Here is an 11,976-nt window from a genome sequence, read left to right on the forward strand (position 1 = left end):
GCGGGGCCTCACGCGATGGGTTGGTGGACGGTCACCAGTTTGGTGCCATCGGGAAAGGTGGCTTCCACCTGGATATCCGGGATCATTTCCGGGATGCCTTCCATCACCTGTTCGCGGCTGAGCAGGGTGGTGCCGAAGTGCATCAGGTCGGCCACGGTGCGGCCGTCGCGGGCGCCTTCCATCAGCGCCGCGGAGATGTAGGCGATGGTTTCCGGGTAGTTGAGTTTCACACCGCGCGCCAGGCGCCGTTCGGCGACGAGGCCTGCGGTGAAGATCAGCAGTTTGTCTTTTTCCCGTGGGGTCAGGTCCATGGTTCAAGGTCCTTCATAAAATGCATTCTTAAATACAATGGAGATCAAGTGTGGGAGGGGGCTTGCCCCCGATAGGGGAGTGTCAGGCAATGCATCTGTAACTGACCCACCGCCATCGGGGGCAAGCCCCCTCCCACATTTTGATCTTCATGTGCTCCAGATTCTGGGTGCCACGGCCTCTCGCCCCAGTACCGCCGGGCGCAGCAGCCGCCATAAATCAATCAACCAGCCCCGCGCCAGCAGCGCTTCGCTCGCCAGGCAGCGGGCGACCAGCAGGCCGGGCAGTTGGGTCAGGTCGCCGCGCACCGCATGGGGCAGCGAGCGGCAGTGTTCGAGTAATTCTGGCTCGATATCGCCGGTCAGCAACAAGGTGGCGAAGACCGGTTGCCCGTCCAGTCCGATCGGCGAGTCGAGCAAGCCATCGCCGCCCACAATGCGCTGGCGTTCGTGCCAGAGCAACTGGCCGTCGCGACGGATGTCCAGGTGCGCTTGAAAGTGCCCGAGGTCGAAGCGCTCGCCGCTGGCCGGGCGGCCCAGGGCGACCACGTCCCAGTACAACAGCCGCGCATCGCCGTGCAGCGCGATGCGCGTAGTGAGTTCGGCCTGGGCGGCGCTGAACACGATGGTTTCCTGGGGCAGCCATTCCAGGGTGGCGCCGGCCTCGACGCTCAGCTCGAGTTGCTGAAACGCCGGGCCGCTGGCGCGGTACCACTTGGCCGCGCCGGGGCTGGTCAATTGCGCCCAGGCGCCCTCGGCGACGTGGGCGCGGATGTCCAGGCGGTCGCCGCCGGCAATCCCGCCGGGCGGATGCACGATGATGTGCTGGCACACCTCGGGGCCTTCGGCGTACAAGTGTTTTTGCACGCGCAGCGGGCCGAGGTGGCGACGCATCACCGGGCGCGTGGTGTCGCCGAAACGCGCGTAGCCGAGTTCCAGCTCGGCGTGCCAGCTAGGGGTGAACAGGGCAGGAGAAACGGGCAGGTTCATGGCGTGGGCTTATCGTTAGGAAGCTACAGATTAGATGGTTACGAGGCCGCGCACACCGTCGCTTTCCATATTTTCTCCACGGCCTTGCTGGACGATTTCACCGCGCGACATCACCAGGTACTGGTCGGCCAGTTCGGCGGCAAAGTCGTAGAACTGCTCCACCAACAGGATCGCCATGTCGCCACGGGCCGCGAGTTTCTTGATCACCGCAGCGATCTCCTTGATCACCGACGGCTGAATGCCTTCGGTTGGCTCGTCGAGAATCAACAGGCGCGGCCGGCTGGCCAGCGCGCGGCCGATCGCCAGTTGCTGTTGCTGGCCGCCGGACAAATCGCCCCCACGGCGGTGCTTCATTTGCAGCAGCACCGGGAACAGTTCGTAGATAAACGCCGGGACTTCCCTGGCTTCGGCGCCGGGGAAGCGCGACAGGCCCATCAGCAGGTTTTCTTCCACCGTCAGCCGCCCGAAAATCTCCCGGCCCTGGGGCACGTAGGCGATCCCGGCGTGTACGCGCTGGTGCGGCTTGAAGCCGGTGATGGCCTGGCCTTCCCAGTTCACCGCGCCCTCTTTGGCGGGCAGCAGGCCCATCAGGCACTTGAGCAGGGTGGTCTTGCCCACGCCGTTACGGCCGAGCAGGCAGGTGACTTCGCCAATCTGCACCTCGAATGAAAGCCCGCGCAGGATGTGGCTACCGCCGTAATACTGGTGCAGCTTGTCGACTTGCAGCATTCTCAAAACCTCCTCAATTCCCTGTAGGAGCGAGCTTGCTCGCGAAAAACCTGAGGGCGCCGCGTGCATTCAGGCTGCCCGCGTTATCGTTAACGATTTTCGCGAGCAAGCTCGCGCCTACAAAAAAACGAACTCAGCGCCCGAGGTATACCTCGATCACGCGCTCGTTTTCCTGCACCTGTTCCAGCGACCCTTCGGCCAGCACGCTGCCCTGGTGCAACACGGTCACATGGTCGGCAATCGAGCCGACAAAGCCCATGTCGTGTTCCACCACCATCAGCGAGTGCTTGCCCGCCAGGCGCTTGAACAGTTCGGCGGTGAATTCGGTTTCGGCGTCGGTCATGCCTGCCACCGGTTCGTCGAGCAGCAACAGTTGCGGGTCTTGCATCAGCAGCATGCCGATTTCCAGGAATTGCTTCTGGCCGTGGGACAGCAGGCCGGCCGGGCGATGCACCGAGGCGGTCAGGCGGATGGTGTCGAGCACTTCATCGATGCGGTCTTTCTGCTCGCCGCTCAGGCGTGCGCGCAGGCTGGCCCACACCGACTTGTCGGTCTTCTGCGCCAGCTCCAGGTTTTCGAACACGCTCAAGGCTTCGAACACCGTGGGTTTCTGGAACTTGCGGCCGATGCCGGCCTGGGCGATCTGTACTTCGCTCATCGCGGTCAGGTCGAGGGTTTCGCCGAACCAGGCGTTGCCGTGGCTGGGCCGGGTCTTGCCGGTGATCACGTCCATCAGCGTGGTTTTGCCCGCGCCGTTGGGGCCGATGATGCAGCGCAATTCGCCGACGCTGATGTACAGGTTCAAGGCGTTGAGTGCCTTGAAACCGTCGAAGCTGACGCTGATGTCTTCCAGGGTCAGGATCGTGCCGTGGCGCGTGTTGAGGCCCGTGCCGGCGGCCTGGCCGATGCCGATCGCGTCGCGGCCGCTGCCGGCGTCGAGAATAGGTTCGAGCATAAATTCTGCGGTCGCCGTGACTCTCATTGTTCACCCCGTTTCTTCAACAGCCCGATCACGCCCTTGGGCAAATACAGGGTGACGATGATGAACAGCGCCCCCAGGAAGAACAGCCAATACTCCGGGAACGCCACGGTGAACCAGCTCTTCATGCCGTTCACCACTCCGGCGCCGAGCAGCGGCCCGATCAAGGTGCCGCGCCCACCCAAGGCCACCCACACGGCGGCTTCGATGGAATTGGTCGGTGACATTTCGCTGGGGTTGATGATGCCCACCTGCGGCACGTACAACGCTCCCGCCAGGCCGCACAGCACTGCGCTCAACACCCACACGAACAACTTGAAGCCACGCGGGTCGTAGCCGCAGAACATCAGGCGGTTCTCGGCATCGCGCAGGGCGGTCAGTACCCGGCCGAACTTGCTCTTGGCCAGGCGCCAGCCGATGTACAGGCTGCTCACCAGCAACACCACGGTGGCCACAAACAACGCCGCGCGCGTGCCCGGTTCGGTGATGCCGAAGCCGAGGATGCTGCGGAAATTGGTAAAGCCGTTATTGCCGCCGAAGCCGGTCTCGTTGCGAAAGAACAACAGCATCCCGGCGAAGGTCAGGGCCTGGGTCATGATCGAGAAATACACGCCCTTGATCCGCGAGCGAAAGGCGAAGAAGCCGAACACCAGCGCCAGCAACCCCGGCGCCAACACCACCAGGCACAAGGCCCAGAGGAAGTGCTCGGTGCCGACCCAGTACCAGGGCAATTCGGTCCACGACAAGAAGGTCATGAACGCCGGCAACTCATCGCCGGAGGCCTGGCGCATCAGGTACATGCCCATGGCGTAACCGCCGAGGGCGAAGAACAAACCGTGGCCGAGGGACAACATCCCGGCGTAACCCCACACGAGGTCGAGCGCGAGGGCGACGATGGCGTAGCAGAGAATCTTGCCCACCAGCGTCAACGTGTAGGCCGAGACGTGCAGCGGATTGTCCGGCGTCAACAGCGAACACAGCGGCAGGGCCAGCAGCAGGATCAGGATCACCGCGCCGATGGCAATCGTCAGCTTGGGGCCGGCCTTTTGTGTGGCCGTGAGCATCAATGGCTGGTTCATCAGTCGATCACCCGTCCTTTGAGTGCGAAGAGGCCTTGCGGGCGTTTCTGGATAAACAGAATGATCAGCGCAAGGATCAGGATCTTGCCGAGCACGGCGCCGATCTGCGGTTCGAGGATCTTGTTGGCGATCCCCAGGCCGAACGCGGCCATCACGCTACCGGCCAATTGGCCGACACCGCCGAGCACCACGACCAGGAAGGAATCGATGATGTAGCTCTGGCCCAGGTCCGGGCCGACGTTGCCGATCTGGCTCAGCGCCACGCCGCCCAGCCCGGCGATGCCGGAGCCCAGGCCAAACGCGAGCATGTCCACGCGCCCGGTGGGCACGCCGCAGCAGGCGGCCATGTTGCGGTTCTGGGTGACGGCGCGCACGTTGAGGCCCAGGCGCGTCTTGTTCAGCAGCAGCCAGGTCAGCAGCACCACGCACAAGGCGAAGGCGATGATCACGATGCGGTTGTACGGCAGCACCAGGTTGGGCAGCACTTGAATGCCGCCGGACAGCCAGGCGGGGTTGGCCACTTCGACGTTCTGCGCGCCGAACACCAGGCGCACCAGTTGGATCAGCATCAGGCTGATGCCCCAGGTGGCGAGCAGGGTTTCCAGGGGGCGGCCGTACAGGTGACGAATCACCGTGCGTTCCAGGGCCATGCCGATAGCGGCGGTGACGAAAAACGCCACCGGCAGCGCGATCAGCGGGTAGAACTCGATGGCGTGCGGCACGTAGCGCTGCATCAGCAACTGCACCCCATAGGTGGAATACGCGCCGAGCATCAGCATCTCGCCGTGGGCCATGTTGATCACGCCCAGCAGGCCGAACGTGATCGCCAGGCCCAGGGCCGCGAGCAGCAGGATCGAACCGAGGGACATGCCGCTGAAGGCCTGGCCGAGGATCTCGCCCAGCATCAATTTGCGTTTGACCTGGGCCAGGCTGGTCTCGGCGGCGGTATGCACGGCGGCATCGGTTTCTACGCCGGGGGCGAGCAGGGTTTCCAGGCGGGTGCGGGCCAGCGGGTCGCCGGTGCTGCCGAGCAAGCGCACGGCGGCGAGGCGCACCAGCGGATCGGCGTCGACCAATTGCAGGTTGGCCAGGGCCAGGCTGAGGGCGGTGTGGACGTCTTCGACGGTTTCGGCGGCGACGCGCTGGTCGAGGAATTTGAGCTGCGCCGGTTGCGCGGTTTTTTGCAGGGTTTGCGCGGCCGCCAGGCGCACCTTGGGGTCGGCGGCGAGCAGTTGCTGGCTGGCCTGGACGTTGTCGATCAGACCGCGCAGGCGGTTGTTCAGGCGCACGGTCTTGGTTTCGCCATTGACCGTGAGTTGGCCTTGTTGCAGGGCGTCCACCAGCTCGATGCGCGCCGGGTCGGGCTGGGCGGCCCAGTCCTGCAGCAGTTTGGCTTGTTGCGTCGGGTTGGCGGTGAGGAAGTCGTCGGCGTCACCGGCGTGTGCGCCAACAGGCAGCAACAGTAGGGCCGTGAGGATCAAGCGGTAGAGGGCAGTGGGCATAACAAAATGTCCTGAGCAGGCACGGGTCGGCTTTATGTGGGAGGGGGCTTGCTCCCGATAGCGGTGGGTCAGGCAATGCATGGGCTGACTGATCCACCGCTATCGGGGGCAAGCCCCCTCCCACATGTCGATCTGCGCTGGGGCTTAGTTACTTTTCACGGCGTAATCAGGTTTTTTGTCGTTGCCGGGAATGTACGGGCTCCATGGCTGTGCGCGGATCGGTTCCTGGGTCTGCCACACCACCGAGAACTGCCCGTCGGCCTGGATTTCACCGATCATCACCGGCTTGTGCAGGTGGTGGTTGGTCTTGTCCATGGTCAGGGTGAAGCCCGACGGCGCGGCGAAGGTCTGGCCGGCGAGGGCTTCACGCACTTTGTCGACGTCGGTGGACTTGGCTTTCTCGGCCGCCTGCGCCCACATATGGATGCCCACGTAGGTGGCTTCCATTGGGTCGTTGGTCACGGCTTTGTCCGCGCCCGGCAGGTTGTGTTTCTTGGCGTAGGCTTTCCAGTCGGCGACGAATTTGGTGTTCACCGGGTTCTCCACCGACTGGAAGTAGTTCCAGGCGGCGAGGTTGCCCACCAGCGGCTTGGTGTCGATGCCGCGCAGTTCTTCTTCGCCCACCGAGAACGCCACCACCGGTACGTCGGTGGCCTTCAGGCCCTGGTTGGCCAGCTCTTTGTAGAACGGCACGTTGGAGTCGCCGTTGACGGTGGAGATCACCGCGGTCTTGCCGCCGGCGGAGAACTTCTTGATGTTGGCGACGATGGTCTGGTAATCGGCGTGGCCGAACGGGGTGTAGACCTCTTCGATGTCTTTATCCGCAACGCCCTTGGAATGCAGGAACGAGCGCAGGATCTTGTTGGTGGTGCGCGGGTACACGTAGTCGGTGCCCAGCAGGAAGAAGCGCTTGGCGCCGCCGCCTTCTTCGCTCATCAGGTATTCCACCGCCGGTATCGCCTGCTGGTTCGGCGCCGCACCGGTATAGAACACGTTTGGCGACATTTCTTCGCCTTCGTATTGCACCGGGTAGAACAGCAGGCCGTTGAGTTCTTCGAACACCGGCAACACCGATTTGCGCGACACCGAGGTCCAGCAGCCGAAGACCACGGCGACCTTGTCCTGGGTCAGCAACTGCCGGCCTTTTTCGGCGAACAGCGGCCAGTTCGACGCCGGGTCGACCACCACCGGTTCCAGCATCTTGCCGTTCACACCGCCCTTGGCGTTGATCTCGTCGATGGTCATCAGCGCCATGTCTTTGAGCGAGGTTTCGGAGATCGCCATGGTGCCGGAGAGCGAATGCAGAATGCCGACCTTGATGGTCTCGGCGGCCTGCACGGTCCAGGTCATGCCCATGGCGGCAATCGATGCGGTGAGTGTGAAAGCCTTGATCAAGCTACGACGCTTCATGGTGCGATCTCCGGGAACTCGATGTTGTTATGAGGGCATTGCTCAGGCTTTTGCAAAGGCTGTGCCGAGGTGCCTGTTCGCGGGGCCGCGCACTTCGATGTCTCCCGTTGAGGCGCGGCGGCGCACCAGTTCGGGGCCGTTGCGGGGGCGTCGTGCATGCTCGCGCACCTGAAAGGGGCTGTTTTGGACGGTGATTAATTAGCTACCGCTTGAGCCGGGTTCGGTGTGACGAGAATGCCCCCTGACCACATCGATTCAGGTGTTCCACAGGGAGTGTTTATGGCTATCAGATTAACGCGCGAAGAACGTGCCGCCGGTTCACGCAGGGGCGCCACGAGCTTGCCGCTGCTGAGCCCGGAATTTTTGAAGGAAGAGGATGCCGCTTACTGGGCGCACACCCAGATCGGCGCGAAAAGAGACCGCGAATACGGCGGTGTGATTGTGCGCGGGGCGACGGGCCGGTTTCTGGCGACCGAGCCCGTACCTGGCGATGACAGAGAGTTCGATTTGCTCAAGGTCCTGGCGGTCGGCGCCGACGGTTATTACCAGCAGCCCAAGGGCTACACCTGTGTGGCCAGCTACCATTCACACCCGGCGATCCAGGCTGAAATCCTGCAGCGAAACCCTTCGTTCGACGAGCGCATGGCGAAGGCTTTCGTGAATTTTTTCTCGGCGAGCGACTTGTTTGCCGACATCAATGAGCAACAGTTTTTCCCGGCGGCGTATTTGTCCGGGCCGGACGGTTCGCTGATTCGCTATGCGCCCAGTGGCTCGCCACGGGAACGGAGTTTCGCGCTGTGGCTGCGCGCCGGCAAGCCCGCAGGTAACCCGGTGGGGGTGTATGGCCCGTTCAGCGAGCTGGTGAAGAAGGTCTCCACCCTGGGCGAATTGAGCCTGATCGTATCGGCTTCATTATGGGGCGGCTCCATCGGCACGGTACCGGCGGACTGGGTGGTGTTCGAGCCGTTCACGTCTGACGCCGTGACCCGCCAGCCACTGTTCACCTCGATCCTTGGCAGCGCCGAAGAGGCGCTGATCGCGGCGCGTCGGTATGACACCACGGCGCTTGACGCCCGCACATTCGGCTGTGTGCTCAAGCATCTGACCGATGAACTTTATGTGGCGACGTTTCCAGTCGTGGAGCACTCGCCCTCGTTCTCGGCGGCAGGGCTGTTCCCCGAGCGGACCCCAGGCAAACTGAGGCTGCCGTCCAACTTCCGATTGGAGGCGATCTACTACCGCTCCACCGTCGTGACCGCCGATATTCCCGAGCGCGAATCCTGGCTGTACAGCACGTTCCCGACGCCGGCGGAGGTGGTGGCTGCCATCGTTCAATCGGCGGCGACCCTGGAGTTGCAGCAGGAAAGCCGCGGCTTGCGTCTTTACGCACAGACCTCGGATGGCGCCCTGCTTGAACTCAAGGTGCCTGCGGCCAGTGATGCCGGCGCGCTGGTCAGCACCGGCGGCGACGGTGTGCTCGACGACAATGGCGCCCAGGCCGCATTGAAGGCCGGCAGCCTCAGCCCGCGCGACTATGTGCGGCGAGTGATCGGCGCGACGTCGGTGTCGGTGGTCGAGGCCGGCTTGTTCTGGCGGGTCGTCGGTCCGCTGGACAATCATTCGGCGGTGTTGAACGGTTTCTATCAGGCGGTATTGAGCCCGCCCTTTATTAACGCCCATGACGCCGCGGTGTATGCCCACGAGCAGATCGGCCCAAGGCGCGAGCGAGCCTACGGCGGCTATGTGCTCAAGGACAGGGAAGGCCGCTTCTTTATCACCCAGCCCCTGGCCAGCGACGCCAACCCGTTCGCGCGTAAGCTGTTTTTTCCGGTGGATATACCCGGCCCGTTGATCCCGCCCGAGTTTTATACGCTTTATGGCCGTTACGGTTCCCGCCCGGCGCTGTCGATGGTCGACCCCGGCTGGGTCAAACAACGCAATTGGACGCGCGAAGACGCCCTCATCAACCTGCAGATTTTTAGCCCTGCTGAAATCCACGACGTGATCCCGGCCAGGCACCCGGTGTACTTGTCGGCCGCCGAGGACTGTTTGCTGGCGTACACCCCGAGCGGCTCGGAGCAGGAGGCATTGGTGTCAACCGGCGCCGCGCCACAAGCGGCTGGCAGCGTGTTGCAAAAACGCCTGGACAGAGGGCTTCTCAAGCCCGCGATGTGGGTCACCCGGTTGGCTGAGGCGGGTGATTTGCGGGTGATCCAAGGCAACGCATTGTGGGGCCAGCGTTCGCCGATCTATAAAGACTGGACGCCCTCTTTCGAGTACGCACCCAGAGCCGGCGCTCCCGACTATGCGACCTATGGCGCGCTGTTCAGCACGGCAGACGAAGCCGCCCGCGATCTGCATGCGCGGGTGCATGGGCGCAACCTGCCGGAGCAGGCGTACTTTGCGTTTATCCTCAAGCACCAGGACAAGGAGCTGTACGTGGCCACCGAGGTGGTGGGCGTTAGTGAACGGGTCAAGCTGTTTAGTCTCAACAGCGTGTTTGCTCCGACAGACGACAATGACTATCGGTTTCCCGCTGGGTTTTCGCTCTGCGGGCTGTTTCGTTCGCAGCAATGGCAGCCGACCGGGTTGTCGCCGTCCAGCGCCTGGCTGACCCGCTATTTTGTGATGCCGATGGTGTTGTACGACGTGCTTTACGAGAGCAAGCGCAGAGGGGCGAAATACAACAGCAATAGAAACCTGCCGGTGTATTTTTCGACGCAAGAGGGGGCCTTGTTGCGATTCGTACCGCTGCCCTTCAATGTGGGAAGCGGCGGGCCGGTGGAAAGCGCCTTTGAAGCGGCGGTCACCGAGTTGGCCTCTGGTCAAAAGACGGCGCAGACCTTTGTCCGGGAGTGGGCCAACGGCGGGGATCTGCACGTGGTGCGTACCAGTCAATGCTGGGACCAGCCAGGGCGGGTGCCGCGCACCTGGTCCGGCTACGAACACCTGACCCGCCGTCGCGTCGGGCCTGCGTTTGCCAACCCGGACGATGCGGCGCGGTATGCCGCGGCCATTGTCGGTGAGGGCCGTCATCGCACCTACGGCGGGGTCCTGCTCAGGCTGCTCAATAACTTGTTCGTCGCGACGGACCCGCTGGTGGTGCCGCCCCAGGGGTTTGAGCTGAACTGGATTTATCCTGATTCGGCGATCGCACAAGGGCTGTATCCGTCGGGAAGTACCATCGTCGCGCGTTACCGCTCGGTGCTCGGGAAGGAGACGCAGATGCTGATGTCGGCCACCGAAAAGGCGGTCTACCAGAGCATGGTGCCCACGGGCGTGCTGTCGGATCTGTTGCACCGTCAAGTCCACATCAAGCGCGAATACGTGTTCGGCCCCGAGGGCGTCATCCTGAGTTACCAACTGAAGGGGTCGGCTGAGGAGGAGGCGCTCAAGCTGAAACTGGCGCCATTGAATTTGGTCAAGGGGGATGTCGCGGACAATGAAATTGAACGGCAACTGCACAGCGGCGCGCTGCTGCCTGTCGATTTCGTCACGCAGGTGGCGAAGGCCGGTGATCTGCGGGTGGTCGACGGTAATCGTCTGTGGGGCTACCCGCGACAGTTGAGCGGGCCGTTCGTGCCGAACGTGGACCAGGCCACGGCGCTGAAGATCAAGCAGATGTTTGCCGATGCGCCGTGCGGCCCGAGCTTTACCCAGGCCTACGACGCAGTGCGTTACGCACAGCGCTTGTCGTCGCCGCAGCAGCAGTTGCAGTTCGGTTATGTTCTCAAGGACGTGCGCAAAAATGTCTACATGACGACCTTGCCGTTGGTCCGCGCCGAATACTGGCGCTTCGAGCAGGTCTTCGTCGAGGGTCTGTTGCCCCAGGGGTATTCGCTCGATGGCTTGTATTTGTGCGCCTCTAGCGTGGCGATCGCGCCGTCGAGCGATGAGATGGCGCTTAGCTTTTTCTCGCCCCAGGACCTGGTCAACGGCGTCAGTTTTGTCTGCAACCTGGCCGGCAATGGCGCCTTGCCGCTCTATCTGCTGTGCGCCGACGGCGCGTTGCTACGGTATTCATTCACAAAGAACGGGCGGCAAGCACTGGATGCGCTGAGCACTGAGGCCCGAACGCTCGGCCCGCAATTGCTCGAGGGCACCGCCAGCGTCGCCGACTACGTGCGTGGGCTCGCGACCAAGGGCCAATTGTATGTGCGGGTCCCGAGCACGGTGTGGGGCAAGGAACAAGCGGTGACCGCGCAGTGGCAACCCAAGGCCGCGCCCTGGCCTGTGCAGGACAACCCGCATTTTCTGTCCTTTTGCGGACCGCTGTTCAGCCATGCCGATGACGCCGCGCGTTGGGCCGTGAAACAGTTGGGCGGCTTCAAGGGCTTCGAATACCTCGGCGCCGTGCTGGCGTCGCCCAGGGGGCTGGGGTTCGTCGCGCTTGAGCCGGTGGAGGATCGCCGTGGGTGGCTGGAAGACACGATTTCACGGCTGTTCTGGTTCGGTCATCTGGGCTTCGATATCACGCCCGAGCATCCGCTGTTCTTCTACACCATCCAGGCGGTCCAGGCGTTTTACAAAGTCATCCCGTTGCGCCCGGATCTGTCGTCGCTGGATCAGCGCTTGCTGGACAACTTCGCCGACCAGAATGATCTGCGCCTGTACCTGGGCATCATCCGCAGTAACCGTCCGGTCGCCGAGAGTGTTTACCTGGCGTGCCGCGGCGGTGCGCTCCTGAAGTATGTGCCGGGTTTCACGGCCGACGAGGCGCGACTGCTGAGTGTCGACGCGTCGCCGTTGCCCAGTGTGCTGGTCAGCGGCTTGCGCGAGGCCGGTACGCTGAGTGTGCTGGATACCGACGCCTTCTGGACGCGTCCGGGGCCGCTGGGGGCGGAATGGCAGGTCAAGGACGTACTCGCCGAGCCGGACCCGCAGGACGTGCTGTACGGTCGCGACAAGGACGAACTCTGAGCGGTGTTCAGCGCTGCTGAAGCCGGCCGCCGTGGATCGACCGATCCACGGCGGCGTCG

Annotated in this window: 8 protein-coding genes and 1 pseudogene; 1 reads left to right on the top strand and 8 read right to left on the bottom strand. The window is 63.3% G+C overall.

Annotation, left to right across the window (positions count from 1 at the left end):
* Positions 1-8: 8 nt before the first annotated feature.
* The 8 genes and pseudogenes from J2Y83_RS02305 to urtA form a co-directional block, all read right to left on the bottom strand.
* Positions 9-311, bottom strand: a complete 303-nt coding sequence (locus J2Y83_RS02305) for an urease subunit gamma (RefSeq protein WP_010213535.1) — start codon at positions 309-311, stop codon at positions 9-11.
* Between the two features lie 147 nt (positions 312-458).
* Positions 459-1,298: an urease accessory protein UreD gene (locus tag J2Y83_RS02310; protein WP_253393176.1), complete on the bottom strand. Its 840-nt coding sequence runs from the start codon at positions 1,296-1,298 to the stop codon at positions 459-461.
* Between the two features lie 30 nt (positions 1,299-1,328).
* Positions 1,329-2,027, bottom strand: a complete 699-nt coding sequence (gene urtE, locus J2Y83_RS02315; RefSeq protein WP_253393177.1) for an urea ABC transporter ATP-binding subunit UrtE — start codon at positions 2,025-2,027, stop codon at positions 1,329-1,331.
* Positions 2,028-2,049: 22 nt separating this feature from the next.
* A pseudogene (locus J2Y83_RS02320) lies at positions 2,050-2,136 on the bottom strand (outer membrane lipoprotein carrier protein LolA); the annotation flags it as partial.
* 24 nt (positions 2,137-2,160) lie between these two features.
* On the bottom strand, positions 2,161-3,009 hold the full coding sequence (gene urtD / locus J2Y83_RS02325) for an urea ABC transporter ATP-binding protein UrtD (RefSeq protein WP_253393178.1): 849 nt from the start codon (positions 3,007-3,009) through the stop codon (positions 2,161-2,163).
* Positions 3,006-4,085: an urea ABC transporter permease subunit UrtC gene (gene urtC, locus J2Y83_RS02330; protein ID WP_253393179.1), complete on the bottom strand. Its 1,080-nt coding sequence runs from the start codon at positions 4,083-4,085 to the stop codon at positions 3,006-3,008. The genes urtD and urtC overlap by 4 nt, the downstream gene beginning before the upstream one ends.
* Positions 4,085-5,587, bottom strand: coding sequence for an urea ABC transporter permease subunit UrtB (gene urtB, locus J2Y83_RS02335; protein ID WP_253393180.1), 1,503 nt, complete (start codon positions 5,585-5,587; stop codon positions 4,085-4,087). The genes urtC and urtB overlap by 1 nt, the downstream gene beginning before the upstream one ends.
* A gap of 144 nt (positions 5,588-5,731) precedes the next feature.
* Positions 5,732-6,997, bottom strand: coding sequence for an urea ABC transporter substrate-binding protein (urtA, locus tag J2Y83_RS02340; protein WP_253393181.1), 1,266 nt, complete (start codon positions 6,995-6,997; stop codon positions 5,732-5,734).
* A gap of 279 nt (positions 6,998-7,276) precedes the next feature.
* Between urtA and J2Y83_RS02345 the strand changes: the two genes are divergently transcribed.
* The gene (locus tag J2Y83_RS02345) at positions 7,277-11,917 is read left to right on the top strand and encodes a DUF4329 domain-containing protein (RefSeq protein WP_253393182.1); all 4,641 of its coding nucleotides are present in this window, start codon (positions 7,277-7,279) and stop codon (positions 11,915-11,917) included.
* The last annotated feature ends 59 nt before the right edge of the window (positions 11,918-11,976 follow it).

The organism is Pseudomonas marginalis (assembly GCF_024169655.1).
Classification (GTDB): Bacteria; Pseudomonadota; Gammaproteobacteria; order Pseudomonadales; family Pseudomonadaceae; genus Aquipseudomonas; species Aquipseudomonas paraveronii.

Bases quoted from the DNA above. Each gene is read 5' to 3' on its own strand.
- J2Y83_RS02310 (WP_253393176.1), bottom strand. From the start codon at position 1,298: ATGAACCTGCCCGTTTCTCCTGCCCTGTTCACCCCTAGCTGGCACGCC.
- urtA (WP_253393181.1), bottom strand. From the start codon at position 6,997: ATGAAGCGTCGTAGCTTGATCAAGGCTTTCACACTCACCGCATCGATT.
- J2Y83_RS02345 (WP_253393182.1), top strand. From the start codon at position 7,277: ATGGCTATCAGATTAACGCGCGAAGAACGTGCCGCCGGTTCACGCAGG.
- urtD (WP_253393178.1), bottom strand. From the start codon at position 3,009: ATGAGAGTCACGGCGACCGCAGAATTTATGCTCGAACCTATTCTCGAC.
- J2Y83_RS02305 (WP_010213535.1), bottom strand. From the start codon at position 311: ATGGACCTGACCCCACGGGAAAAAGACAAACTGCTGATCTTCACCGCA.
- urtC (WP_253393179.1), bottom strand. From the start codon at position 4,085: ATGAACCAGCCATTGATGCTCACGGCCACACAAAAGGCCGGCCCCAAG.
- urtB (WP_253393180.1), bottom strand. From the start codon at position 5,587: ATGCCCACTGCCCTCTACCGCTTGATCCTCACGGCCCTACTGTTGCTG.
- urtE (WP_253393177.1), bottom strand. From the start codon at position 2,027: ATGCTGCAAGTCGACAAGCTGCACCAGTATTACGGCGGTAGCCACATC.